This window comes from Lentzea flava (assembly GCF_014648475.1).
Taxonomy (GTDB): domain Bacteria; phylum Actinomycetota; class Actinomycetes; order Mycobacteriales; family Pseudonocardiaceae; genus Lentzea; species Lentzea flava.
Genome location: NZ_BMRE01000012.1, coordinates 157,785 through 181,193 on the forward strand (window position 1 = coordinate 157,785; position 23,409 = coordinate 181,193).

Annotated in this window: 17 protein-coding genes; 7 read left to right on the top strand and 10 right to left on the bottom strand. The window is 69.4% G+C overall.

The features are described 5' to 3' along the window. Positions 1–154: 154 nt before the first annotated feature. Both IEZ09_RS17045 and IEZ09_RS17050 read left to right on the top strand, forming a co-directional pair. A complete protein-coding gene (locus IEZ09_RS17045) occupies positions 155–457 on the top strand; it encodes a hypothetical protein (RefSeq protein ID WP_229812636.1) in 303 nt (100 codons plus the stop codon). Continuing rightward, positions 457–1,125, top strand: a complete 669-nt coding sequence (locus IEZ09_RS17050; protein ID WP_189254681.1) for a YwqG family protein — start codon at positions 457–459, stop codon at positions 1,123–1,125. Before IEZ09_RS17045 ends, IEZ09_RS17050 begins: the two co-directional genes overlap by 1 nt. Here the strand turns inward: IEZ09_RS17050 and IEZ09_RS17055 are convergent. Beyond that, the gene (locus IEZ09_RS17055) at positions 1,106–2,455 is read right to left on the bottom strand and encodes an MFS transporter (protein WP_229812637.1); all 1,350 of its coding nucleotides are present in this window, start codon (positions 2,453–2,455) and stop codon (positions 1,106–1,108) included. The two genes, IEZ09_RS17050 and IEZ09_RS17055, sit on opposite strands and share 20 nt — an antisense overlap. Positions 2,456–2,537: 82 nt before the next feature. Between IEZ09_RS17055 and IEZ09_RS17060 the strand changes: the two genes are divergently transcribed. After that, the gene (locus tag IEZ09_RS17060) at positions 2,538–3,446 is read left to right on the top strand and encodes a LysR family transcriptional regulator (RefSeq protein ID WP_189254682.1); all 909 of its coding nucleotides are present in this window, start codon (positions 2,538–2,540) and stop codon (positions 3,444–3,446) included. Here IEZ09_RS17060 and IEZ09_RS17065 read toward each other — a convergent pair. After that, positions 3,415–4,263, bottom strand: a complete 849-nt coding sequence (locus IEZ09_RS17065; RefSeq protein WP_189254683.1) for a LysR family transcriptional regulator — start codon at positions 4,261–4,263, stop codon at positions 3,415–3,417. The two genes, IEZ09_RS17060 and IEZ09_RS17065, sit on opposite strands and share 32 nt — an antisense overlap. 68 nt (positions 4,264–4,331) lie before the next feature. Between IEZ09_RS17065 and IEZ09_RS17070 the strand changes: the two genes are divergently transcribed. From IEZ09_RS17070 to IEZ09_RS17080, 3 genes are all read left to right on the top strand, one after another. Beyond that, complete coding sequence (locus IEZ09_RS17070) at positions 4,332–5,192, top strand: EamA family transporter (protein WP_229812638.1); 861 nt, start codon at positions 4,332–4,334, stop codon at positions 5,190–5,192. 25 nt (positions 5,193–5,217) lie between these two features. Then, the gene (locus IEZ09_RS17075; protein WP_189254684.1) at positions 5,218–7,218 is read left to right on the top strand and encodes a neutral/alkaline ceramidase; all 2,001 of its coding nucleotides are present in this window, start codon (positions 5,218–5,220) and stop codon (positions 7,216–7,218) included. A 91-nt stretch (positions 7,219–7,309) separates the two neighbouring features. Then, complete coding sequence (locus tag IEZ09_RS17080) at positions 7,310–8,242, top strand: alpha/beta hydrolase (RefSeq protein ID WP_189254685.1); 933 nt, start codon at positions 7,310–7,312, stop codon at positions 8,240–8,242. Positions 8,243–8,250: 8 nt separating this feature from the next. Here the strand turns inward: IEZ09_RS17080 and IEZ09_RS17085 are convergent, their stop codons facing one another. From IEZ09_RS17085 to IEZ09_RS17110, 6 genes are all read right to left on the bottom strand, one after another. Next, on the bottom strand, positions 8,251–8,649 hold the full coding sequence (locus IEZ09_RS17085; RefSeq protein ID WP_189254686.1) for a hypothetical protein: 399 nt from the start codon (positions 8,647–8,649) through the stop codon (positions 8,251–8,253). A 6-nt stretch (positions 8,650–8,655) separates the two neighbouring features. Next, on the bottom strand, positions 8,656–9,507 hold the full coding sequence (locus tag IEZ09_RS17090; RefSeq protein WP_189254687.1) for a universal stress protein: 852 nt from the start codon (positions 9,505–9,507) through the stop codon (positions 8,656–8,658). Between the two features lie 54 nt (positions 9,508–9,561). Further along, positions 9,562–12,891, bottom strand: a complete 3,330-nt coding sequence (locus IEZ09_RS17095) for a CARDB domain-containing protein (protein WP_189254688.1) — start codon at positions 12,889–12,891, stop codon at positions 9,562–9,564. Positions 12,892–12,917: 26 nt separating this feature from the next. Further along, positions 12,918–16,619: a discoidin domain-containing protein gene (locus IEZ09_RS17100; RefSeq protein WP_229812639.1), complete on the bottom strand. Its 3,702-nt coding sequence runs from the start codon at positions 16,617–16,619 to the stop codon at positions 12,918–12,920. 427 nt (positions 16,620–17,046) lie between these two features. After that, entirely contained in the window at positions 17,047–17,853 is an 807-nt protein-coding gene (locus tag IEZ09_RS17105; RefSeq protein ID WP_229812640.1) for an alpha/beta hydrolase family protein, read from the bottom strand. Next, entirely contained in the window at positions 17,834–20,908 is a 3,075-nt protein-coding gene (locus tag IEZ09_RS17110) for a S8 family peptidase (RefSeq protein ID WP_189254690.1), read from the bottom strand. Before IEZ09_RS17110 ends, IEZ09_RS17105 begins: the two co-directional genes overlap by 20 nt. 138 nt (positions 20,909–21,046) lie before the next feature. Here IEZ09_RS17110 and IEZ09_RS17115 point away from each other — a divergent pair, with 138 nt between their 5' ends. Then, positions 21,047–21,637 (top strand): TetR/AcrR family transcriptional regulator, encoded by a 591-nt coding sequence (locus IEZ09_RS17115; RefSeq protein ID WP_189254691.1) that lies wholly within the window; start codon positions 21,047–21,049, stop codon positions 21,635–21,637. On the opposite strand, the gene IEZ09_RS17120 is transcribed toward IEZ09_RS17115, so the two are convergent. Further along, a complete protein-coding gene (locus IEZ09_RS17120; protein WP_189254692.1) occupies positions 21,627–22,868 on the bottom strand; it encodes a cytochrome P450 in 1,242 nt (413 codons plus the stop codon). The genes IEZ09_RS17115 and IEZ09_RS17120 overlap by 11 nt on opposite strands. Positions 22,869–22,982: 114 nt before the next feature. Further along, complete coding sequence (locus IEZ09_RS17125; protein ID WP_189254693.1) at positions 22,983–23,393, bottom strand: VOC family protein; 411 nt, start codon at positions 23,391–23,393, stop codon at positions 22,983–22,985. Positions 23,394–23,409: the final 16 nt, after the last annotated feature.

The window sequence follows — 23,409 nt, forward strand, 5'->3', positions numbered from 1 at the left end:
CGGGGCCGGGAGCTGGCCTGTTCTCTCGTGTCGATCATGGGGGAGTGGGCACGGCCCGCTGTTCGTCTGCATCCGGCCGCGGGCTCGCCGGGGGTGAGTGGCAGCCACATCGGCGGGCCGATGCTGTGGCCCGCCGACGAGCCGTGGCCGTGGTGTGACGGCAGCGAGCACGACGAGGGCCTCACGATCCTGCCCGCCGGTCGCGAACGGCAGCAAGATCGGCGGCTGGGCGTTCTGGTGGCAGACCTCGCCGTTCGGGCTGGAATGCCCCTCCTGCGGAGCGGACCGGCGCCTTCTGCTAGCTCTGTACACCTACGAGGAACCCGAGAAGGAGCTGTGCTCCTGCGAGGTCGCCGAACGGGCGGTCGTCGGGTGCGAGTTCGGCCAGGAGGGCGCATTGAACGTGTTCGCGTGCACGGAGGACGTCCGTCATCCGATCAAGCCGCACATCGACTGATGGGCAAGCAGGACTGGGCGAGGCCCGCGGTGCTGCTGAACCCGCTGGAAGGCGATCCGACGGACGCCGACAGCCACATCGGCGGCCCGATGCTGTGGCCGATCGACGAGCCGTGGCCGCAGTGCGAGAGCGACGGCGAGCCGTTCGTCGGCGCCCTGCAGCTGTACCGGCGAGATTTCCCCGAGTTGCCGTTTCCCGACGGCACGGACCTGCTGCAGGTGTTCCTGTGCACGCTCGACCACGAGGTTCCCGACGCGTACGGCCCGGACGTGCGGCTGGTGTGGCGTGACTCCACGACGGTGTTCGAGCTGATCGAGGAGGAACCGGAGCCTTCTGAGCAGGAGGAGTTCTACGTTCCCACGGTCAACGTCCTCGAGCCGATCCGGTACACCGAGTACCCGCACGCGTACGAGCGCCCGGAGGAACTGCGCGACCTGCCGAAGACCTCGGAGGGCACGAAGATCGGCGGCTGGACCGCGTGGCACGCCTCTGGCCCGCTGACGTTCGCGTGCCCGCAGTGCGGTGAGGTGCGGCGCCAGGTGCTCTCGCTCGGCACGTACGAGCCGTCCGGCGACAACGTCGAGTGGGTGTTCGGGAGCGAGGGGAACCTGAACGTCTTCCTGTGCCCGAAGGACGTTCGCCATCCCGTCAAGGTGCACATCGACTGAGCTGCGGGAGATCGCTCCGGCGGTGGGCCGCGGCCAGCACCGCCAGGAGCACGAGCAGGATGCCCGCGAACCACGTCATCACGGTCGTCGGAGGGAGGAACCGGGTGGCGAGGCCGATCGACAGCGACGGCACGCTCAGCCCCAGGTAGGCGATGAAGAACAGTCCTGCCAAGGCTTCTCCGCGTTTCGCCGGTGCCGCCGTCCTCGTCACGGCCCCGATCGCCGCCTTGAACTGCACGCCCGCACCGGCGCCGGCGACCGCGCCGCCGACGAGGAACAGCGGGAAGCCGGCCGCGTCCATCCCCGCCACGACCAGAAGCACGCCGATCGCCTGCGCGCCGAGCCCGAGCGCGCGCTGAACGGGCACCGGCATCCCGCTCGTCAGCGTCTGGGCGAGCGCGGCGCCACCGAACACGATGAAGACGACGAGCCCGGCCAGCGCCCGCGACGGGTGGTGCAACTCGCCAGCCACGAAGCCCGGCGAGACGGACGTGAACACACCGAACACGGCGAACGCCGAGAACGCGCCCGCTCCGGCGACGAGGTAGCCCGCGCCGTGGCCGGTGCTGATCCGCTGTGGACGGTAGGAGACCTGCCGGCGCGTCACGGTTTCCGGTGTGAGCGCCACGGCGACGATGCTCACGACGAGCAGCACGGCCAGCACGACGTAGGGCGTGCTCAACGGCGAGGCCGCGTACTGCGCCAGCACACCGGCGAGCAGCGCGCCGACGCCCAGCCCACCGATGTTCGCGGCGGTCGAGACGACCTCGAAACGCCGCAACGACGCGCCGGGACGGTGCCGCGTGTGGAGGTCGTGCAGGTACGCGGTGGCGGTGGCGGCGATCATGCCGACACCCAGGCCGTTGATCACGCGGGCGAGGATCAGGACGGGCAGGGCCGTGCTGCTCAGGAACAGCACCGCGGACGCGACCTCCAGGCCGAGAGCCGGCAGGAGGATCGCCTTGCGCCCCAGCCAGTCCGAGACGTGGCCCGCCAGGACGAGGCTGATGACCACGCCCACCGCGAACGACGCGAACACGACCGTGACGGCGAAGGTGGAGAAGCCTTCGCGGGCCACGTAGAGCGGGAAGAGCGGGGAGGGGACGGTCGAGTAGGCCATCGCGACGAGGAAGGTGGCGGCGACGGTCCAGAAGCCGACGCCGTGGCGCCTGCTGGAGGCGGCCGGTGTCGTGGTGGCCGCGTGGGAGCGGGTGGCGGGTGGGGTGGCTGCCTCGGCGCGTGCGTCGGGCGCGGTGGCCATGGTGGCCGCAGTACCGGGTGAGCCGGCACCGGGTGCGGTGACGATCAGCGGCGTGAGGTCCAGGGACATGCCCCCACGATCCGCGCCCGCGATCATCACGTCCAACGAAAGTTGACGCTATCGATCATCACTTTCTGAGATACTCCCAGGTGTGGACCTCCGCCAGCTGGAGTACTTCGTCGCGGTCGCCGAAGAGGGCACCTTCACCCGCGCCGCCGCCCGCGTGCACGTCGTCCAGTCCGCCGTCTCGGCCGCGATCAAGACGCTGGAACGGGAGCTCGGCGCCACCCTCCTCGATCGCAACTCCAAGCGCGTGCTGCTGACCGACGCCGGCGAGGCGCTCCTGCCGAAGGCTCAGGCCGTCCTGGACGCCGCCACCGAGGCGAGGGACGCCGTGGCTCAGGTCGAGGGCGGTCTGAAAGGCACGGTCCGGCTCGGCACGCTCACCGCCATGACCCTGATCGACCTGCCCGCGCTGCTCGGCGAGTTCCACCGCAGGCATCCCGGTGTGCTGGTGCGCACGAGTGCGGCGACGTCGGGCTCGCAGGGCCTGGTCGAGCAGTTGCTGGACCGCAGGCTCGACCTCGCCTTCGTGTCACTGCCGGGCGAGGTGCCAGCCGGGATCGTTCTCGACGAGCTCGCTCACTCCACAATGGACCTCGTCGTGCCGGAAGGTCACCCGTTGGCCGCCAACGAAGAAGTGCCCATCGGCGCCCTCGCCGGAATGGATTTCATCGACTCGCCGGTGGGGTACGGCAACCGGGCCGTGGCGGACCGGGCGTTCGCGCAGGCCGCGGTGCCGAGACGCGTGACCCTGGAGATGGCGGACATCGTCACCGGCGTCGACTTCGTGCGCCACGGTCTCGGTGTCGCGCTGCTGCCCCACTACATCCTCGGCACGGCGACCGGAGTGACGACCCTGAAAGTCACGGGCGCGGACCTGCGGTGGCCGCTCGGGCTCGCCCGGCCGGCCGACCGCACGCCGACCGCCGCCGCGAGGGCGTTGATCGCGGTGGTGCACGAGATCGTCAGGCGCGATAGGCGTCGCACGCCAGCGTGATCAGGTCGTTCACGTACCGCGGCGGCTCGTCCTTCCACCACGCCAGCCACACCGCGATCGGCGGCGCGTCCTTCACCGCGCGGTAGGCCACGCCGGGGCGCGGGTTCAGGCTCGCGGTGGCCTCGGACGTCATGCCGACGGCCTGGCCCGCCGCGATCAGCGTCAGCCATTCGTCGACACCGTGGGTGTTGCGCACGACCGCGGGCGCGGCGCCGGGTTTCCAGAGGTCCACAGTGGTCGTTCCGGTCCGGTCGTCGACCGCGATGCCGTAGCGGGAGAAGTCGGCCAGGGAAAGGGAACGCTTGCGCGCCAACGGGTTGTCCGTCGCGACGACGCCGTAGCGGCGCTCGGTGCCGAGCAGCGCGGTTTCGAAGCGCGGGTCGTCGAGGGCCTTGCGCACGACCGCGACGTCGGCGGTGCCCTCGGCGAGGCCCGCGGTGAGCGAGTTCGACTGGACGAACACCAGCGGCAGGCCGGGATGTGCCGCGGCCCAGGCCTTCTGCACGCGCCGGGTGTGCTTGCCCAGCGCCGACCAGGCGTAGCCGACGCGCAGCTCGGTCTGCGACTGGGACGCGATCCGGTGCAGGTGAGCGACCTCGTCGAGCACCCGCCGTGCGCCGGCCAGCACCTGCGTGCCGGTCGCGGTCAGGGCCACGTGCCGCGTCGAGCGTTGCAGGAGCCGGACGCCCAGGGACGCCTCCAGCGCGGCGACGGCCCGTGACACCGACGCCTGGGTGAGACCGAGTTCCCTTGCCGCGTCGGTGAACGTGCCCGCGTCGACGACCGCGACGAACGCCCGCAGCTGCCGCAGATCCATGCGCCCAGCGTATAGCCGAGACGGCTCATGCATTTCCCGTATCAACCGCGCGGCCGCAGGCTGTGCCCATGAAGAGCCTCGGTGGGTTCGCCACGATGACCGCCAGCGCGGCCAGCAGCCAGCTCGGTGCGGCAGTGGGCGCGCACGCGTTCGCCACGATCGGCCCGGCCGGTGTCGTGGCGGTGCGTCAGTTCGTGGCCGCGGCGGTGTTGCTGCCCGTCGCCCGGCCCGACCCGCGAAGATTCACGTGGGCGCAGTGGTGGCCGACGATCGCGCTCGGTCTGGTGTTCGCGACCATGAACCTCAGCCTCTACACGGCGGTCGACCGGATCGGGCTGGGGCTCGCCGTCACGCTGGAGGTGCTCGGGCCGCTCGCGGTCGCGTTGGGCGGCTCGCGCACGCGCAGGGACGTGCTGTTCGTGCTGATCGCGGCCGTCGGCGTCTACGTGCTGGTGCTGCCGGGGCCGAGCAGCGACTTCCCCGGCATCGGCGCCGGGCTGCTCGCCGCCGGGTGCTGGGCCGCGTACATCCTGCTCAACCGCGTGGTGGGCCGGCGGCTGCCCGGCCTGCAGGCACCGGCCGCGGCGACGAGCGTGTCCGCGCTGCTCTACGTCCCGGTCGTGGTCTTCCTCGTCGTGGACGGCAGGTTGACCGCGACGGCGGTGCTGTACGCGGTCGGGGCGGGCGTGTTCTGCAGCGTGGTGCCGTACGCGGCCGACGTGATCGCGCTCCGGCGGGTGCCGCCGCGGTTCTTCGGGCTGGCGATGAGCGTGCACCCGGTGCTCGCGGCGCTCGCGGGGCTGTTCCTGCTGGGGGAGCAGCTCGCGTTGCACCATTGGGCGGGAATCTTGCTCGTCGTGACGGCGAATGCACTCGCGGTGACTTGCTCTGAGTGGCCTGGATCACCTACCGTTCAGCGCGAAATGTGAATCCCCTTCACTTAGTGGGGTGTCCATGCGGACTGCAGTCATGACGGTCGTCGCCGCTTTGGCAGGAGCCGCGCTGGTCAGCGGCCCGTTCGCGTGGGCGGAACCCGAGCCGTACCTCGTCGGCAGGGGCATCTCGGACGTCACCGGTCCGGCCGCCGAGAACGGCATGATGGGCTACTCCAAGTTCGACCAGAAGACGACGGGCATCGCCCAGCGGCTGCGGTCGCGGGCGTACGTCGTGGTCGACCGGGCGACGAACAAGCGCGTCGCGTACGTCAACGCCGACCTCGCGATGATCTTCCGCGCGGTCCAGGAGGGCGTGCTCGGCAAGCTGCAGGCCAGGTACGGCAACACCTACACGCGCGAGAACCTGCTGCTGTCGGCCACCCACACGCACAGCGGCCCCGGCGGCTACTCGCACAACCTCGCCTACAACCTCTCGATCCTCGGCATGCAGCCGCAGGCGCTCGAGGCCGTGGTCGACGGCATCACCGAGTCGATCGTCGAGGCGCACGAGGACCTCAAACCGGGCTCGATCAGCCTCGGGTTCGGCGAGCTGACGAACGCGAGCGTCAACCGGTCGCGCGTCGCGTTCGACCGCAACCCGGACAAGGGGTTCTTCCCGCAGGGCATCGACCCGCAGATGACCGTGCTCAAGTTCAAGCAGTCCGGCGACGACGTCGGCGCGATCAGCTGGTTCGCCACCCACAACACGTCGGTGACCAACGCCAACACGCTGATCAGCCCGGACAACAAGGGTTACGCGGCCTACCAGTGGGAGCACGACGAGAAGGGCGTGCGGTACCTGGACAACACCGCGGGCTTCGTCGCGGCGTTCCCGAACACCAACGCGGGTGACATGTCGCCGAACCTCAACCTGAAGCCCGGCTCCGGCCCCACCGAGAACGAGTGGGAGAACACCCGCATCATCGGCGAGCGCCAGAACCGCAAGGCGCAGGAGATCTACAACGGCCCGCAGCAGACTGTGAGCGGTGGGGTCGACTACCGGATGCGGTTCGTGGACATGTCGACCGTTCAGGTCGAGGGCCGCTTCACCCCCAACGGCCAGCCCGGCACGACGTGCTCCGGAGTCGTCGGCGCGTCGACGATCGCGGGCAGCGTCGAGGACGGCCCGGCGATCCCCGGCTTCTCCGAGGGCATGCAGTCGCCGTTGAAGAAGCTGTTCGAGCCGCTCAACATCGAGGTGCCCGAGTGGCTGAAGTCGTGCCAGTACCCGAAGGCCTCTTTGGTGCCAACGGGTCTGGTCGCCGCGACGCCGAACGTGCTGCCGCTGCAGATCGTCCGCATCGGACAGTTGCACCTCGTCGCCGTGCCCGGTGAGGTGACGATCACCGCGGGCCTGCGCATCCGCAGGACCGTCGCCGGCGAGCTCGGCGTGCCCGTGCAGAACGTCCTGATCCAGGGCTACGCCAATGACTACAGCCAGTACGTCACCACGCCGGAGGAGTACGACTCGCAGCAGTACGAGGGCGGCTCCACGCTGTTCGGCCGCAACACCACGCCCGCGTACCAGCAGGAGTTCGGCAAGCTCGCGGCGTCGATGAAGAACGGCACCACGTTGCCCGCCGGTCCGACGCCGGGCAAGCCGCCGTTCACCGACATCAACCTGCAGACCGGTGTCGTCCTCGACGACAAGCCCGCCGACAAGAAGTACGGCGACGTGCTGGCCGCACCCAAGCCGTCCTACACGCGCGGTGAGACCGTGACGGCCGTGTTCGTCACCGGGCATCCGAAGAACAACCTGCACCGCAACCACACCTTCCTGGAGGTGCAGCGGCAGGTGAACGGTCAGTGGACGCGCGTGGCCGACGACGGCGACTGGTCCACGCGCTACCGGTGGGAACGGGTCGGCGTCGCGTTCTCGAACGCCACGATCACCTGGCAGATCCCGGCCGACACGCCCGCGGGCACGTACCGGATCGTGCACCACGGCGACGAGAAGTCCGGCTGGACCGGCAAGATCACCGGCTTCACGGGCGCGACCGCGCCCTTCGCGGTGGGCTGAGGTTATTCCCGGCGGCGGTGAGGCAAGAGTTACGTTGTGCACGATTTAATCGCACACTAGCTTTCATGGCATCCGACCTGAAGGAGCAGCCATGAAGCGCCCAGTTCTCGAGCCCGCCGCCGCCGAGTTCGCCGCCGCCACCGCCCAGCCGCCGTTCCTGTTCGAGATCCCGCCGGCCGAGGGCCGCAAGGCCGTCGACGAGGTCCAGTCGGGTGAGATCGACAAGCCCGAGGTCGACGAGCACTGGGTCGAGCTCGACGGTTTCCAGGTCCGCGTGGTGAAACCGGCCGGTGCCACCGGTGTGCTGCCGGTCGTCCTGTACATCCACGGCGCGGGCTGGGTGTTCGGCAACGCCCACACCCACGACCGCCTCGTCCGCGAACTCGCTGTCGGCGCGGGTGCCGCGGTCGTCTTCCCGGACTACTCGCTGTCGCCGGAGGCCCGCTACCCCGTCGCGATCAACCAGAACTACGCGACCGCGCGGTGGATTCTGAGCAACGGTGCCGACCACGGCCTCGACGCCTCACGCATCGCGGTGGCCGGCGACTCGGTCGGCGGCAACATGGCGGCCGCGCTGACGTTGCAGGCCAAGGAACGCGGCGACGTCTCGCTGAAGGCCCAGGTCCTCTTCTACCCGGTGACCGACGCGTCCTTCGACACCGACTCGTACCTGCAGTTCGCCGAGGGCTACTTCCTGCGCCGCGACGCCATGCAGTGGTTCTGGGACCAGTACACGACGAACCCGGCGGAGCGCGCCGAGATCACCGCGTCCCCGTTGCGGGCGACCAAGGAGCAGCTGGCGGGTCTGCCGCAGGCACTCGTGATCACCGCTGAGGCCGACGTGCTGCGCGACGAGGGCGAGGCCTACGCGGACAAGCTGCGCGAGGCCGGTGTGCCCGTCACCGCCGTCCGGTACGCGGGTGCGATCCACGACTTCGTCATGCTGAACGCGTTGCGCGGCACGCACGCCGCCGAGGCCGCGATCAAGCAGGCGAGCGCGTTCCTGCGCGAAGCCCTCGGCTGAGCCGGAGATCAGCCGCCGACCCGCTGCGTCTTCGTGACCTGGAACGGCGTGCCCTGCTGGCACGTGGTCATCGCACCGGGCTCGGCCCGCCCCGTCACCTCCACCTCGGCACCGGCCACCGCGATCGCGGGGTCGGCGCCGAGCAGCAGGTACTGCGCGGTACCGGTGTCCAGGATCAGGCAACCCGCCTCGACGCCGGCCGACACCGTGCCGCGCACGGTGATGCCCGGCTCCAGCGCGCGGGACGGAGTGGTGATCGGCGCCGACGACGGCGGCAGCGGCGCCGGGATGCTCGGCGTGGACGTGTCACTGGTCGGTGAGCTGGACGCAGGAGCCCGGGGCGGTGGCTGTTGACCGGCGCACGAAGCCAGCATCAGGCACAACAGCACGGCCGCTAACCCGCGCATTTCGCGTCACCTCCGATGGACCACGGCGACCGGGCACGGCGCGTGGTGCAGCACAGCGTGGCTGACCGAACCCAGAATTGCACGCTTCACCGCGCCGCGACCGTGACTGCCCACGACGACGAGGGCAGCGCCGTCGGCCGCCTGGAGCAACGCGCGGGCGGGCGCGTCGAACGCGACCTCCTGCGCCACGTGGACCTCGGGGTGCCGTGCGCGGTGGTCGGCGAGCTGGTCTTCCAGGAGCTTCGCGAGGTCCACGCGGACGTGGTCCCAGTCCTGCTCGGGCAGCTCGGCCCAGCCGACCTCGTTCCACGCGTGGATGGCCAGGAGCTCGCGGCCGTGGCGGGAGGCGAACGCGAAGGCGAAGTCGATCGCGTCGGTGGAGGTCTCTGAGCCGTCGACACCGACGACCACCCGGCCGTCCAGCGGACCGGACCGCGTCACGACGACGGGGCGTCCGCCGATCGCCACCAGTTCGGCGGCGGTGGAACCGAGGAACATCTCGGCGATGCCGGTGCGGCCGGACGAACCGAGCACCAGCAGCTCGCCCTCCTCCATCGCCAGCACGTCGACCGGACGGCCCAGACCCACGCGCGTGGACACGCGCAGGTCCGGCCAGCCGCGCCTGATCTCCTCGGCGATCTCGGCGAGGTGGTCCTCGGCGGAGCGCCGCATCGTCTCCTCGGTGACGAACTCCGGCACCGGTGTGGTCATCGGGGTGAAGACGGGCTCGGGCAGAGGCGCGCGGACGGCCTGGACGACCTGGAGGGCCGCGCCGGAGCGGGAAGCCTCCTCCGCGCCCCACAGAACGGCTTGGCGGGCGAGGTCGGAACCGTCGAACCCAACCACGACGACGGGCATGGGAAACCACCTCCGGCCAGGGGATACCCGACCGGAGGTGGTTCTAAATGCGGGCTAGTTGATGACGAAGCTCGACCCCGGCTCCACGACGATGTTCCCCTTCGCGGAGTTGGTGATCGTGACGTTCGTCAGCCTGGCCGACCCGCGTGCGCTGCCCTGGGCGAGGATGCCCGCGCCGTTGTTCGACTTGTCGATGCGCACGTTGGTGATCTGGACGTTCGGCATCTCGCCGCCGCCACCCTTGAACTGGATCCCGTCGTAGGTGGAGTCGACGATCTCGGTGTCGCGGATGACCACACCGGGGATCGGCAGGTTCTGCGCGAACAACGTGATGGCGCCGAAGAACTGCTGCTCGCCCCAGAACGCGCCGCCGGTGCGGATCAGGGCGTTGTTCGCGAGCAGGGTCTCGCCCGAGAACGGCAGCGGGTCGTGGTCGGTCGCCAGCATGATGCCGGGGTAGTTCGCCGTGTCGGAGACGACGTTGTTCTCCGCGCGGTTGCCGGAGCCGCCGTAGATGGCGATTCCGTTGGCACGCCACGGCAACGCGATCGTGTTGTTGAGGAACGCGTTGTTGCGGCCCACGTCGGCGGTCTGGTCCTTCACGTACTTGCTCGCCCACACCGCGAGTGCGTCGTCGCCCGTGGTGCGGAACGACGAGTTGAACACCGTGGAGTTGCGCGTGCCGTTGGTGAAGTTGATGCCGTCGGCGTAGGTGTCGCGGATGCGCATGCCGCTGAACTGCAGGCCGTCGCCGGGGTTCCAGCGGTCGGGCAGGTTCGTGTAGTCGCGGCCGACCCAGACGCCGACGTTGGCGTGCTCGATCCACACGTTGGTGATCTTCGTGTTCTTGCCGAACCTGCCGTTGAGGCCGACACCGCCCTCCGCGTTGCCGTCGCCGCCGCGGATCCGGCCGGAGCCGAAGATCGCGATGTCGGACAGCTGCACGTTGTCGTCGATGTCGAACCCGAAGTTGCCCTCGTGCGGGTGGTTGATCGTGTTCGCGTCCTGCGGCTGGATCAGGGAGAACAGCTGCGAGTGCCACATGCCCGCGCCGCGGATCGTGGCGTTGCGGATGCCGACCTGGTTGTAGCCGCCGGAGTTGAACTGGGTCAGGATCTTCTTCTCCTGCCGGAACTTCCCTTCCGGGATCCACACGCACGGGATCTCGCCGTTCTGGTCGGCGGTGACCGCGCGCTGGATGGCGTCGGCGTCGTCCGTCTGGTCGTTCGGCGTGGCGCCGTACTGCGTGATCGACACGCACTCGGCGGGCTTCTGCGCCGGCGGCGCGACCTGCTCCAGGTCGATCAGGTCGATGACGTAGAACTGGGCGCTGTCACCGGCGTCGCGCTGCAGCTTGAAGCGGGTGCCCGCAGGATAGGAGTTCGGCAACAGGCTGGACGACTCGTCGAACAACCGGCGGGCGTCGCCACCCGGCCGGTTCGTGAGGCACTCCGGGTCGTCGCAGGTGCCGTAGAGCCAGCTGTGCCGGGACGACAGCGTCAGCTTCTGCACGAACTGGTCGTTGGCGTACAGGCTGATCGTCGCTTCCTGGCCACCACCGGCGGCCGCGTCCGGGATCGAGTTGCGGACGACGATGGAGTTCGTGCCGACCGTCGAGGTGATCTCCACGAACTGGCCCTGCGAGTCGAGCCGCACCGACTTGCGGCCGGACGACTCCGACCCGAAGTTGGTGTGCCCGAACGTGCGCTTCGCGTCGGCCTCCAGCAGCTGGCCCTGGTAGCGGCCGTTTTCGGCTTCATAGCTGGTGAACGGAACCGATGCGCCGCGTCCGACCACAACGGACTGACTCGCGGTGTTGTTGTTCTCGTTGGTCTCCGCGACCAGGCCGGTCGCATCCGCTGTCGCCGTGGCCGTGGCACCGCCGTTGGTGGCGGTCCAGGTGCCGACGTTGACCGTGACGGTCTGACCGGCGTTGATCGCAGGCGTGTTGGCGTTCAGCGTGCTGCCGCCGACGACCACGCGCGTCACCGACGCACCGGCCTGCGACGTGCCGCGGTTGTTGACCTGCACCGCGAACGTCACCTGCTGGCCCGCGGCGGGTGACGACGGGTTCGGCGTGATGCCGGTGATCTGCAGGTCCGGGCCAGGAGCAGGACCGACGACCAGGGGAGAGCCGGAGGTGAAGGTGTTGTTGCCCTCGTTGGTCTCCGCGACCTGGTTGGCCGGGTCGACGGTGGCCGCGGCCGCGTAGGACCCGGCACCCCTCCGACCGGTGTCGACGGTGACACCGGTGGTGGCTCCGGCAGCGAGCCCGCCGACCTGGGCGGTGCCCGCGTTGCCGCCGCCGAGCGTGAAGCTGACGCTCGTCGCGCCCGATGCCACGGTGCCGCCGTTGCGCACGGTCGCGGTGAGCCTGATCGCGTCGGTCTCGGTCGGGCTTGCGGGCGTCCACGTGAGGTTCGTGACGGTCAGGTCGGGAGCCGGTGCGGCGGACCCGAACACTCCGAACTCCGCGACCTGGCCGCCGGGCGCGCCGGTGTTCGAGTAGAAGTGCAGCCGCACGTCCGCTGCCCGCCCGGTGACCGGAATCGTCACGGTGTTGCCGGTGGCCGGGTCGAACCGGTAGTCGGCGCGGGCCTTCAGGGTCGCGAACGCCGTGGCGGCCGAGTCCCTGCCCAGCACCTCGAAGTTCTGCGTGCGGGCGCCCCAGATCGGGTCCGGGTTGAGTTTGACGACGATGGACGACAGGTCCGCGTCGGCGCCCAGCTTCACGGTCAGATGACCGGGGAAGCCGTTGGACTCCCAGTACGTGCCGGTGTTGCCGTCGACGGCGTTGGCCGCCACGAAGTCGTGCACGTGACCGGACTCCTCGACCGGCTTGCCCCGCGCCAGGTCGTCCCCGGCGGGCGGCGGGTCGACCGGGCCGGACTCGCCGTGCGCCTCGAACTCGCTGAGCTGACCGGCGGGCCAGCCGGTGTTCGCGGTGATCGTGACCCGGACGTACCTGACGCCGGTCGCCGCGAAGTCCAGCGTCACGGTGTTGTTCGACGCGGGGGAGAAGACCCTGCCGCTGGAGCCGGAGATGTCGGTGAACTGCGAGCCGTTCTGGCTTCCCTGCACGGCGAGGGTCTGCGTGCGCTGCTCCCAGTTCGACGGCAGGCGCAGCACGACCTTGCTGACGTCCCTCGTGGCGCCGAGGTCGGCCTGGATCCACTGCGGGAACACGTTGTTCGTGCTCTCCCAGTAGCTGCCCTGGTTGCCGTCACCGGCGTTTCCGGCGCCGTACGGGCCGTTGTTGCTCGACGCGGTCATGGTCGCCGGCAGCCGCACGATGGCGGCGCCTGCCGTTGGTGTCAGTCCGAAGAGGGCCAGTGCGGTGACGAGCGCAGCACTCACCGCACGCCTCAGTAGCGTGTTCTTCATGTAATTGTCCTTCTACGGCAGGGAAATCAGTTGATGGTGATCGTGAAGGTGGTGGTCGTGTTCCTGATGTCCTGGAAGTTGTTGCTGAACCGGATTCCGTTGATCGTCACCGCGCCCACGGCGGGGCCCTGACCTGGCTCGGGCATTTCGTTGGCCCACAGGCCGAAGCCCGACTTCGCGTCGAACTCGTCACCGCTCTTGCGCGCACCGGAGATGCTGATGTTGGACAGCACGGTGTCCTGGAAGATGTTCTCGTGGGCGCCGTTGTACTTGGTCTGGAACATGATTCCGCTGTACGTCGGGTCGATGATCTCGACGTCGTTCACCCGGATTCCGGTGTACTTCTTGGAAGCCGAGAACATCCAGATCGCGCCGAACGTCTGCTGGCCCCAGAAGTGGCCGCCGGCGCGTACCAGGGTGAGCCCGCTGAACGTCGTCTGCTCCGGCCCGAAGTCCTCCATCGGATAGCCGAAGTCGAGCGAGCTGATCGTCACGCCGGAGTAGGTGAGCGTGTCCGCGACGTAGATGTTGCGGAACGTGTTGAGCTTGCCGCCGTAAACGGCGAGACCCGCGGCGCGCCAGGTGAGCAACGACGTCAGGTTCTCGAAGACGTTGTTCTGCTGGCCCGTTCCGCCGCTGTCGGTGGCGGCGAACAGCGCGAAGCTGTCGTCACCGCTCGACCTGGACTCGATGTTCGCGATCCGGTTGCCCGCCGAGCCGTTCGTCATGTTGATGACGTCCGCGTAGGTGTCCCGCGCGCGGCTGTCCCTGATGACGTTGTTGTCGACGTTGTTGCCCCAGAACATGCACATCATGTGCTCGACCCAGATGTTCTCGATGGTCATGTTCTGCACACCGGCGAAGTTGAACACCTTGCCGGGCCCGTCGATGCGCGAGGTGTAGTTGCCGAACACGGCGAACCCGCTGAACGTCGAGCCGCTCGCGGACGACTGCGCGTCGAACCCGATGTCGGTGTTCTCCTGGCCCACCGGTGCCTGGAACCGGGTGAACCACGGACCGGCGCCGACCACCCGGATCGCCTTGCCGTAGACGGTGAACTTCTGCGCGGTCTGGTAGGTACCCGCGGGCAGGTAGACACCGATCAACGTGCCGGTGGTGTCCATGCGGACGCGGTCGAGCGCGTTCTGCACGTCCTGGTGGGAGAACCCGGCGGGAACGGCATAACGGGCGGCGTCGGGATTGCCCGCGGTCCTGGCCTCCTCGAAGTTCACGAAGTCGATCGCGTAGTTCGTGGTGTTGGCCGCGTCCTTCTGCAGCTTGATCTTCGTGCCCGCCGGGAACGTCGAGTTCAGCATCACGTTGGCCTCGTCGTAGATGTGGCGAGGACCGCCTGCTCCCGGCGAGTTCTGCGGGGAGGCTTCGTTGCCGTAGAGCCACATGTACTTCGACGTCAGGTCGATGGCCTTGTGGAACTGGCCGTTGACGTAGACGTTGAGGGTCGAGGTGATGCCGCCGCCACCGGGGCTGTCCGGGATGGAGAAGCGGGTGACCAGGGTGTTGGTGGGTGCCGACGTCGTGAACTCGACCGAGGCGCCGGTGGTGTTCAGCGTGACGGCACGGCGGCCGGACGCCTCACCGGCGAGGTCACCGATCGTCCGATTGGGACTCAGCGTCTGCGCGCCGCCCGCGACGACCGCGTCCTCGGCCTCGATGTGCTGCCACGGGACGCTGGCGCCGCGGCCGACGAACAGCGACTGCTCGCTGGTGTTGTTGCCCTGCTTCGCGGGGATCTCGTTGCCGTCGTTGGCGATGGTCGTGCGGATCGTGTACCGGCCGTCCACCGCGGTCCACGTGCCGAGCGTGACCGGGGCGGTCGTGGCACCGGCGTTGATCGTGCCGGTGTGGCCGGCGGTGAACGTGCGGACGGTCTGGCCGTTGCTCAGGATCGTGACCGTGATGCCGTGGGCGCCGGACGCGCTGGCGACGGTGCCCTGATTCTTGATCGCGACGGTGAACGTGGTGTTCTGGCCGTTGGCGGGGTTGCTCGGCGACCAGGCCGGCACCGCGACGAGGTCGGAGCTGGGCACGGGCGTGACCACGAGCGGATCGGGGTGCAGGCGCGCGTTGTTGGCCTCGTTCTGCTCCGCGACCTTCCTGGTCTCGTCGACCTTCGCGGTGTACTGGTAGGAGCCCTCCGGCCGCGCGGCGATCGTGGTGCTCACGGCCGCCTGCGCCCCGGCCGCGAGCGCACCGACCTGCGCCGTGCCGACCGCGGTGGTGCCGAGGAAGAACGTCACGTCAGTCGGGTTGCTGGCTGCGCTGCCGGCGTTGCGCACGGTGGCGTTGAGCGTGATCTGGTCGGTCTCGACGGGGCTGGCGGGTGAGAACGACGTGCCGGTGACGGTGAGGTCGGGGTTCGGGGCAGGGGTGCCGAACACCTGGATCTCCGCCACCTGGGCACCGGGCGCACCGGTGTTGGACGTGAACCTGAGCTGGACGTCCGCGACGCGGGCGCTGACCCCGATCGTGACGCTGTTGCCGCTGGCGGGATCCCAGCGGTAGTCGCGTCCGGCGACGAGGCTCGAGAACCCGCCTGCGCTCTGCTCGCGGCCGAGCACCTCGACGTTCTGCGTGCGGGCACCCCAGATCGTGTCGGGATTGAGCTTGAGCGCGATCGAGCTCAGGTCGGCGTTCGCTCCCAGTTGGACGGTCAGCGTGCCGGGAAAACTGTTGGACTCCCAGTAGGTGCCGACGTTGCCGTCGTTGGCGTTGGCCGCGACGAGGTTGTGCACGTTGTGGTTCGCGGTGACGGGCTTGCCCTGCGCGAGGTTCTCGCCCGTCGCGCCTTCACGGGTCACGGAGTTGCTGGCGGGCGACTGGTTGCCCGCCGCGTCCTTCGCGATCACGTGGTAGGTCACCCGCAGCCCGTCGGGCTGGCCGTCGGTGTACGTCGTGCCGGTGACGGTCGTGCGCAGGCTGCCGTTGGCGTAGACGTCGTAGCCGGTCACGCCCACGTTGTCGGTGCTGGCGCTCCAGGTCAGCCTGATCTGCCCGGACTGCGGCTGGGTGAAGGCGAGGTCACCCGGCGCGGTCGGGGCCTGCGTGTCCCCGCTCGTGGGGCCGTGGACCTCGAACTCGCTGAGCTGACCGGCGGGCCATCCGGTGTTCGCGGTGATCCGCAGCCGTACGTACCGCGTGATGGCCGCGGTGAAGTCGATGGTGACCGTGTTGGCGGAGGCCGGGTTGAACTCGTATCCCTTGCCGGGCACGAGATCGGAGAAGGTCGTGCCGTCCGTGCTGCCCTGGACGGCGAGGGTCTGGGTGCGGGTGCCCCAGTTCGCGGTGGGCAGCTTCAGCACGACGCGGTCGGCCTTGACCGCCGAACCGAGATCGGCCTGGATCCACTGCGGGAAGGCGTTGTTCGCGCTCTCCCAGTACGTCGACTGGTCACCGTCGCCGGCGTTGCCCGGTGCGTAGTTCTGCGTCTGGCTGCTCGCGCTGTAGCTCGCCGGCAGCTTCGCGCTCGCGGCCGCCTCGTGGACCTCGAGCTTCGCCGTCGTCCTGGTGGCGCGGACGTGCCGGACGAGCGTCGGGTCGACCTGGAAAGTGACCTTGCCGTTCTTGAACTCGTGTGGTCGTTCCGCGACGAGCGTCGACCAGCCTCTGCCGTCGAGACTCGTCTGCACGGCGAAGGTTTCCGTGCCGTTGCGCGGCGCCTTCAGCGTGACTTGGTCGATGCGGGTCTGCTTCCGCAGGTCGAGGCTCACGGGCGCGGCTTGCGCGGCAGGGGCGATGACGAGCGTTGCTGCCGTGAGCGTCAGTGCGGCTAAGGGGGCTAGCAGGGAGCGAGCGCGTGTCGTCGGTGACATGGCGTGCTTGGCCCTTCTCGGTGGGGACGCGAGGGGGTGTGGCGCGCCTCACCGTAGAAGTGCACAGCAGATTACCGCAATATGTCGACGTGATTGCGCAAATTTGCGACAGAGCGCTCTGAACAGGAAAGACGTGTTGCCAGGCGCTGTCGAAGGTGTCCAGGGGAGGAGGTTTGTTCCCGAACGTCCCGAAAAATTCGATGCTCTTTCGATGGACGCGCTTGCGTTGGCTTACCGCGGGCTTGCGGTGGTTGCGCAATCCTTGCGCAAGTCTCACAGGTCGGCGAACAACCTTCTGGTTCGGTTCAGCAGATCCAGCCTGTGCTCACGCCGCCGCAGCGAGTGCTCCTCGCCGGGATAGACGACGAGTTCGGAGTGCGGCACCGCGCGGTGCAGCAGTTCGGCTTGCTCCACCCCACTCGCCGTGCGCGATCTGCTTCGGCCAGTCGGAGATCCCGGCACCCACGAGCGCGGCCTTGAACCTGTCTGTCCGGGTCGTCGCCCACGCGGCCATGAACCCGCCGTAGCTCCAGCCCGCGATGCCGAGCCGTTCGGGATCGGCGACTCCCCGAGCGATCAGCGGGTCGATTCCGGTCTCGATGTCGTGCCACTCCTCCTGACCGACGCGCCCGGCCACCGCCGCCGCGACCTCGTGGCCCCGGCCCAGGCTTCCCCTGGGGTTGGGCAGGAAGCTCGCGAACCCCTGATGCGCGAACCACTGCGCCGACGGGACCCACTGCAGCTGGAGTTCGTCGGCCCACCGGTCGTACGGGCCGCCGTGGACGAGGGTGATGAGCGGGAACGGGCCGTCGTCTCGCGTCCTGCCGACCGGCAGCACCAGCAGCGCGTCGAGCTCGAGCCCGTCGGAGGCCTGGTAGCGCAGGCGTTCCTGGTGGCCCCACCGGACGCCACCGAGGCTGACCTGTCGCCGATGACCTCCCGTGACACGGGCGAGGAGTCCCCTGCCGAGACGGTGGAACTCGGTGTCGAGCCCGGTGGCGACGACCATGATCGGCGCGTCGCCGTCGTCCTGGACGAGGTCGACCGGGCAGGCGGGCATGCCCGCGGTGAGGTTGCGGTGGCGCTGGTCAGTTCCCGCACCCGGACCCCGGTCAGCGCAACAGGTACGCATTGATGATCGTCTGCTCGACGGTCTGGTCGTCGCCGGACGCCTTGGCGCGCAACGATACCGACTTCGCGTCCCTCGGGTGGGCGAGCAGCACGCGGCCGTTCGTCATCGGCGTGGAGCGCCACGTGGTGCCGCCGTCGTAGGAGACCTCGACGGACGTGATGCGCACCGAACCGGTCTGCGACTGGGTCGAGATCGGCACCGCCAGCATCCGGCCCGCCTGGGCGGAGCCGTCGTCGTCGAGCTGCGGGGTGAAGCGGATGACGCTGAGCGGCAACGCGGTCCGCTTCGCGGTGGTGTCGCTGCGGAACGCCCAGACGCCGGACACCTCGGTGCTCAGCGGACCGGGACGGGTGGCTGTCGTCTCGACGCGGTAGTGCGCGGCACCCGGCTGGACGTCAGCCAGGCACCAGCCCGCCTCGACGGTCTCGCACGCCTTGGCGTTGTCGCGGTAGACCGTGGTGCGCGCGGAGGTGACCGGGCTGTAGCCCTCGTTGCCCGCGTTGTCGCCGTACAGCGGGACCGTGACGCGCATGAGGTCGCCGGTGCGGAACGAGTGCGGGACGTCGCGGGTTGCGGGCAGGGCCGGGCCGAACACCGCGCGGTTGAAGGGTTCCACGTACGAGCGGCCGGGTTTGTAGTGCCGCAGTGGAGTGACCAGGGCGCCGATGTTGCCGTTCTCGTCGAACAAGGTGAACCTGCGCGACCAGTCGCCGCCCTCGCCGCCGTAGTACTCGGTGCGCCGGCCCGCGGCCAGGTTGTCCAGCGAGCCGTAGCCCCAGTCGGCGCGGCCCTCGGGGGCCGAGGTGTGGCCGACGGTGGCGTTCTGGCCCTGCTTCAACGGCGGCATGTCGACCTTGACGGTGGCGAGGTCCTTGCGGGCGACGGTCTTGGTGAGGCCGTTCGGGGCATGTCCCCGTTGGTACCAGGCGAGACCGTAGAAGTCGGGGCCCGCGTTCCAGAACGTCGCGATCTTGCCGGTGACCTCGGCCGAGTCCGGGCCGAGGCTCGCGACGCCGAGGTGGGAGATGTCGCCGCCGACCGAGAAGTTGCCGACGGTGTAAGCGGTTCCGTTGACGACCCGCTCGAAACCGGTCTGCAGCAACGAGAGTTGTGCGGTGGCCGGGAGCGTCACCTGGATCGGCCTGGCCTGCCTCGCGTCCAGGTCGATCGTCGTCGCGCCGGTGACGGTCAGGTTCGGGTAGTTGATCGCGTTGTGGGTGTAGGCGCCGTCTGTCGCCATGACGCCGCCGTTGAGGAGATAGCGGCCCTTGGGCAGGCGGGCCACGCCGGTCTCGGTGTTCGGCCAGGCGCGGGCGCCGGTGTCGACGTTGACCAGGAACGCGTACGACGGCGGCGACTTCGCGCCGGAACGGTGGGTCGCGGTGATCGTGACGTCGTAGCTCTCCGCCTCCAGATCGACGACGACAGCCGTGCGCAGGCCGCTCGCGACGATGGCGCCGCCCACGACGCCGCCGTCCGGCTGCTTGGCGATGTCGGCGGTCACCGTCGCCTTCGCGGAGCCGCCCGCGGGCACGGTGAGCTTCGCGGGGGAGACGCGGAAGAGCGAGCCGGTCGTCTCGGTGGTGAGGTCGAGGGTGACCGGCTCGGTGCCCGCGTTGGAGTAGGTGATCTCCTTCGTCAGCGCGGGTTCTCCGGTGTGCGGCCACCGGTGCGAGCCGAAGCTGAGGCTGGTTGGGGTGGACGTCACGTTCTGCCTGATGAGCTTGGCGACGTCGACGCGGCCGGAGCCCTGTTCGAACGGGGTGAGCTTCGCGGTCGGCGTGGTGCTGCCGGTGAGACGCGCCTTGAGCTCGGTGCCGGTGAGCTCCGGGTGCTGCTGGTGCAGCAGGGCCGCCGCGCCCGCGACGTGCGGGGTGGCCATCGAGGTGCCGTCGAGCGAGGTGTAGCCGTCGGCGACGGGCGGGCCGATCCTGCCGTCGGAGTGCAGGGCGGCGACGATGCCGACGCCCGGTGCGGTGAGGTCGGGCTTGAGCGCGCCTGCTCTGGTGGGTCCGCGGCTCGAGAACTCCGCGATCTGGTTCTGGTCGTCGACCGCGCCGACGGTGAGGGCCGCGTCGGCCGTGCCCGGCGAACCGACGGTGCTCGCGTTCGGGCCGCTGTTGCCGGCGGCGATCACGAACAGCGTGCCCTTCTCGGCGGACAGGCGGTTGACGGCTTCTTCCAGCGGCTCGATCTCGGGCGAGTCGTAGCCGCCGAGGCTCATGTTGACGATCTGGGCGCCCTGGTCGACCGCCCACTCCATGCCGGCGATGATCCCGCTGTCCTGCCCGGAACCGTTGTCCCCCAGCACCTTCACGTCGAGGATGCTCGCGTCGGGTGCCACGCCGCGGTACTTGCCGCCGCTCTTCGCACCGGTGCCCGCGATGATCGACGCCACGTGCGTGCCGTGACCGAAGTGGTCGGCCGCGTCCGGAGAGGACGTGAAGTTGCGTTCCCCGATCTCGCGGTCCTTCAGGTCCGGGTGGGTCTGGTCGACGCCGGTGTCGAGGACGGCGACGGTGGTGCCCTTGCCGGTGAAGCCCGCGGTGTGGGCGGCGGGGGCGTTGATCTGGGCGACGCTGCGGTCGAGGTTCGCCTTGCGCCTGGCGTCGAGCCAGATCTTCTTCGCGCTGGTTGCCGTGAGACCACCCGCGAGTGGTGTCTTGGCGGCGTCGAACGCCACGCCGTTGATGCTGCGCAGCTGGATGCCGGACTGTGCGCTGAGAGTGCCCTTGGGATAGGTGACGATCACCGGCAGGGCGCCGCCGTACGTGGCGAGCTCGGTGACGTCGAAGAGGCGCTCGTCGAGGCGGCCGCTCGCGATCAACGGCATGGCGTCCGACGGCACGACGTACTCGTGGCCCTGGGCGGTGTAGGTCGTGAACAGGACGTGTTCACGACCAGGAGCCGGTCTGACGGCGCGCTGGCCGGTGAGCACCTGGTCGCCCGTGATCAGGGTGACGGCGGGCGCGTTCGTTGCTCGTGGGGGATCGGCATGTGCCTCCCCGGCGGTGATCATGGCACCGGCCAGGACGACGACTCCGACTAGGCGCACCGGTCCTCCGCAAGTCCGTGAGAGCGTTCTCACGGACGGTAGTGAGGTGATCACGTCCCTCGCAAGGTCTACACCAATTCCCGGTACGGGCGCGTCTCAGGACGAAGCCGGGCGGCCGGCGCACTAACCTGTGCGTCCATGACGGGCCTGCGTGAACGCAAGAAGGCAGCCACCAAGGTGGCGCTGGGGGACGCCGCGTGGAGCCTGTGCGTCGAACACGGCTACGACGGCGTGACGGTCGAGCAGATCGCGCGGGCCGCCGGGGTGTCGCTTCGGACGTTCTTCAACTACTTCTCCTCGAAAGAGGAAGCGGTCATGGCCGGCGACAAGATCATGGCCGAGATGTTCGTGCACGAGTTCGCGGCCCGGCCGGCCGGCGAGCCGGTGCTGGTCGCGTTGCGCGAGGCGTTGCACGCGATCTACCCGGCGCACGTCGACCTCGAGCGCCTCCGCCAGTTGCGGGAACTGCGCCGCCACCCGGCGATGCTCCCGCACGTGCTCGCCGCCTACTCCGCCCGTGAGCAGGAGCTGACCGCGGCGATCGCGGCCAGGTGCGGAGTGGACCCCGCGGACGACCCCTACCCGGCCGTGACGGCTTCGGCGATCCTCGCGTCGCTGCGCGCGGTCGTGCAGTGGTGGCTGGACACGCCGTCCGCGACGCAGCGGTTCACCGCCGCCGAGCTGATCGGGAAGATGATCGACCAGCTCGGCGCCGGTTTCACCAGGTGACCGGGAGCTTGTGGACGCCGTAGATCGACATGTCGGTCCGCAGCGGCACCTCGCCTGCCGGCACGGCGAGCTGGAGCGTCGGCAGCCTGCGCAGCAGCTCGGTGAAGCCGACGGCCATCTCCACACGGGCCAGCTGCTGGCCCAGACACTGGTGGATGCCGTGCCCGAACGCCACGTGGTGCCCGCGCGGGCGGTCGACGCGCAGTGCGTGCGGGTCGTCGTACTGGGTCTCGTCGCGGTTCACCGCGGGCACCGACACCACGACGGTCTCGCCCTCGCGGATGGTGGCGGCACCGATCGTGACGTCCTCCTTGGCGTGCCGCGAGACGCCCATGCTGATGATCGACAGGTAGCGCAGCAGCTCCTCGACCGCGTTCTCGACCAGCTCCGGGTGCTCCCGCAGCTTGGTGAACTCCTCCGGGTGTTCGAGCAGCGCGAACGTGCCGAGCGCCAGCATGTTCGCCGTCGTCTCGTGACCCGCGATGAGCAGCAGGTTTGCGATGCCGGTGAGCTCGTTCTCGTCGAGGTCGGTGTCGCGCACCAGCCCGGACAGCAGGTCGTCGCCGGGGTCGCGCTGCTTCTCGCGGACGAGTCCCCGCATGAAGAGACGCAGGTCCGTGTTGACCTTGATCTGCTCGTCGATCGTCGTCCCCAGGCTGAGCAGCTTGGCCGTGCGGCGCTGGAACTCGTCGCGGTCGCCGTAGTCGACGCCCAGCAGCTCGCAGATCACGAGCGACGGCACCGGCAGCGCGAAGTCCTGCACGAGGTCCGCCGGCGGTCCCTTCTCGATCATCGCGTCGAGCTGGGCGGTGACGATCTCGTGAATGCGCGGCGTGAGGTCGCGCATCCGCCGGACGGTGAACTGACCGGTCAGCAGCCTGCGGTAGCGGGTGTGCTCGGGGGCGTCCATGAAGATGAACGACCCCGCGCGCCGCTCCGGCGGGAACATCTCCGCGTGCAGCTCGGGCGAGATGAGCTTGCGCGCCCGCGGGCTGTTGACCCGGTCCGAGCTCATCCGCGGGTCGGCGAGCACCGCCCGCGCCTCCTCGTGGCCGGTGACGAGCCAGACGATCTCGCCGTTGTGCTCGATCCGGTGAATCCGCCCCTGCCCGCTCAACTCGGTCAGCCCGCTGGCCGGGTCGAACGGGCACTCACCGCGCTGCGTGAGCTCGGCGGGCAGCTGCGGACGGATGAGCTCCTGCGCGCTGCGCTGCCGCTCTGCCGTGGTCATGGTGGCCTTCTCCCTGTCTGACCCGGTGTGACCGGGTCGTGGCTCGGGGTCACCTCCCACGCTACCGAAACTTGCGCGGCGTGCAAGATTCTTGAAGGCGGCTTGGGGTGCGCGTTAGACGGCGAACACCTGGGAGTCGTCCGCGAAGGCCTTGAACTCGAGCGCGTTGCCCGCCGGGTCCAGCAGGAACATCGTCCACTGCTCGCCGGGCTCGCCCTTGAACCGCACGTACGGCTCGATGACGAACTTCGTGCCCTGCAGCTTCGCGGCGAGCTCGTGGAACTGGGGCACGGTGAGGATGAGCCCGAAGTGGGGGACCGGCACGTCGTGGCCGTCGACGGGGTTGTGCACCCGCTCGGTCCTCGGGGCGAGGTGCGTGACGAACTGGTGGCCGTGCAGGTTCCAGTCGATCCACGTATCGGAGCTGCGGCCCTGCTCCAGGCCGAGGGTGCCGCCGTAGAAGCGACGGGCGGCGTCGAGGTCGTCGACCGGCATGGCGAGGTGGAAGCGTGGGATGTTCGGCATGTCCGAATGTTAACAT

Coding starts and splice junctions, on each gene's coding strand:
- IEZ09_RS17050 (WP_189254681.1), top strand. CDS start 457: ATGGGCAAGCAGGACTGGGCGAGGCCCGCGGTGCTGCTGAACCCGCTG.
- IEZ09_RS17055 (WP_229812637.1), bottom strand. CDS start 2,455: ATGTCCCTGGACCTCACGCCGCTGATCGTCACCGCACCCGGTGCCGGC.
- IEZ09_RS17065 (WP_189254683.1), bottom strand. CDS start 4,263: ATGGATCTGCGGCAGCTGCGGGCGTTCGTCGCGGTCGTCGACGCGGGC.
- IEZ09_RS17070 (WP_229812638.1), top strand. CDS start 4,332: ATGAAGAGCCTCGGTGGGTTCGCCACGATGACCGCCAGCGCGGCCAGC.
- IEZ09_RS17075 (WP_189254684.1), top strand. CDS start 5,218: ATGCGGACTGCAGTCATGACGGTCGTCGCCGCTTTGGCAGGAGCCGCG.
- IEZ09_RS17080 (WP_189254685.1), top strand. CDS start 7,310: ATGAAGCGCCCAGTTCTCGAGCCCGCCGCCGCCGAGTTCGCCGCCGCC.
- IEZ09_RS17085 (WP_189254686.1), bottom strand. CDS start 8,649: ATGCGCGGGTTAGCGGCCGTGCTGTTGTGCCTGATGCTGGCTTCGTGC.
- IEZ09_RS17090 (WP_189254687.1), bottom strand. CDS start 9,507: ATGCCCGTCGTCGTGGTTGGGTTCGACGGTTCCGACCTCGCCCGCCAA.
- IEZ09_RS17095 (WP_189254688.1), bottom strand. CDS start 12,891: ATGAAGAACACGCTACTGAGGCGTGCGGTGAGTGCTGCGCTCGTCACC.
- IEZ09_RS17105 (WP_229812640.1), bottom strand. CDS start 17,853: ATGCGTACCTGTTGCGCTGACCGGGGTCCGGGTGCGGGAACTGACCAG.
- IEZ09_RS17115 (WP_189254691.1), top strand. CDS start 21,047: ATGACGGGCCTGCGTGAACGCAAGAAGGCAGCCACCAAGGTGGCGCTG.
- IEZ09_RS17120 (WP_189254692.1), bottom strand. CDS start 22,868: ATGACCACGGCAGAGCGGCAGCGCAGCGCGCAGGAGCTCATCCGTCCG.
- IEZ09_RS17125 (WP_189254693.1), bottom strand. CDS start 23,393: ATGCCGAACATCCCACGCTTCCACCTCGCCATGCCGGTCGACGACCTC.